We start from the raw sequence: 987 nt of genomic DNA on the forward strand, positions 1-987 counted from the left end.
CCTGACACATTTTGAACCTTTGCTCCCTCACCCTCATCCATACAAGACATTGGTTTGGGTGCTTAACACCCCCCCCTGACATAACGGCTATAAAGGTTTATTCAAAGTATGAACTTTCCGTCAAACTATGGAAGAGGCCGCCATTACTGGCAGGCGCCTCCTCCTCGCAGACAAAGCAGCTCAAGCAGGCATACGCCTTATACCACCAGTACACATGGTTCTCGATATCCAGAGCGTACAGGTCACTCTGAGAACCGCCAGCTTTCACAACGGCATTCCCGGCACTATCCGGCTTACTCTAGTGTACAAACATATCGCGATATAAATCATGGCTTCGGTCTTCTGAAAACCAACCCCCAAAGGGCATTAGAGGAGGCCAGGACGCTATTAAAAAAATATGAGGGAAACCCAAAGCAATATGCTCGTGTTGTGCAATTAAAAGCCAGATGTTTGTTTCTTCTTGGTGATTTTGATGGCTGTATTGAGTTCATTAATTCCCTTTCAAAGGGCTTGCAAAACAACAAAGGATTGATAATGGCAAAAGGCAGGGCTTTACAGGCGAGAGGGTATTTAACGGAAGCTTTACCACTCTTTGAGCACCTTTATGAAAAATACTCAGCCTCTTCCTTTGACAAAAAAACCAATGGGCTGGCACTGGGCAGACAGCTCCAGCTCATGGGAGGCACGGACAACCTGAGCACAGCTCAGGATATCTTTATGCAGCTGCGCACCCGGGCGGCAGGGGGGAAGGTGAACACCCCTTGTAATGACAGGGAGATCGAACTGGCTCTGGGCCGACTGCTCCAAGCCATGGGGGGCACGAACAACCTGAGGGCGGCACGGGACATCTTTATCCAGCTGCGCACCCGGGCGGCAGGGGGACAGGCAAACACCCCCTGTTATGATAAGGATATCGAGTTAACACTGGCCCGGCATCTCCAGATTATGGGGGGCATAGATAACCTGAAAACGGCCCTGGACATCTTT

2 protein-coding genes are annotated in these 987 nt (G+C 50.1%); one reads left to right on the plus strand and one right to left on the minus strand.

The window, feature by feature from the left end; translation table 11 throughout:
* Nucleotides 1-97 precede the first annotated feature (97 nt).
* Entirely contained in the window at nt 98-268 is a 171-nt protein-coding gene (locus E1189_RS02445; RefSeq protein WP_155158477.1) for a hypothetical protein, read from the minus strand.
* A gap of 266 nt (nt 269-534) precedes the next feature.
* On the opposite strand from E1189_RS02445, the gene E1189_RS23235 reads away from it, so the two are divergent.
* Nucleotides 535-987: hypothetical protein (locus E1189_RS23235; RefSeq protein ID WP_196221082.1), on the plus strand; the 453-nt coding region annotated here is incomplete at its 3' end.

The organism is Parendozoicomonas verongulae, from assembly GCF_009711465.1.
GTDB classification, from domain to species: Bacteria; Pseudomonadota; Gammaproteobacteria; order Pseudomonadales; family Endozoicomonadaceae; genus Sansalvadorimonas; species Sansalvadorimonas verongulae.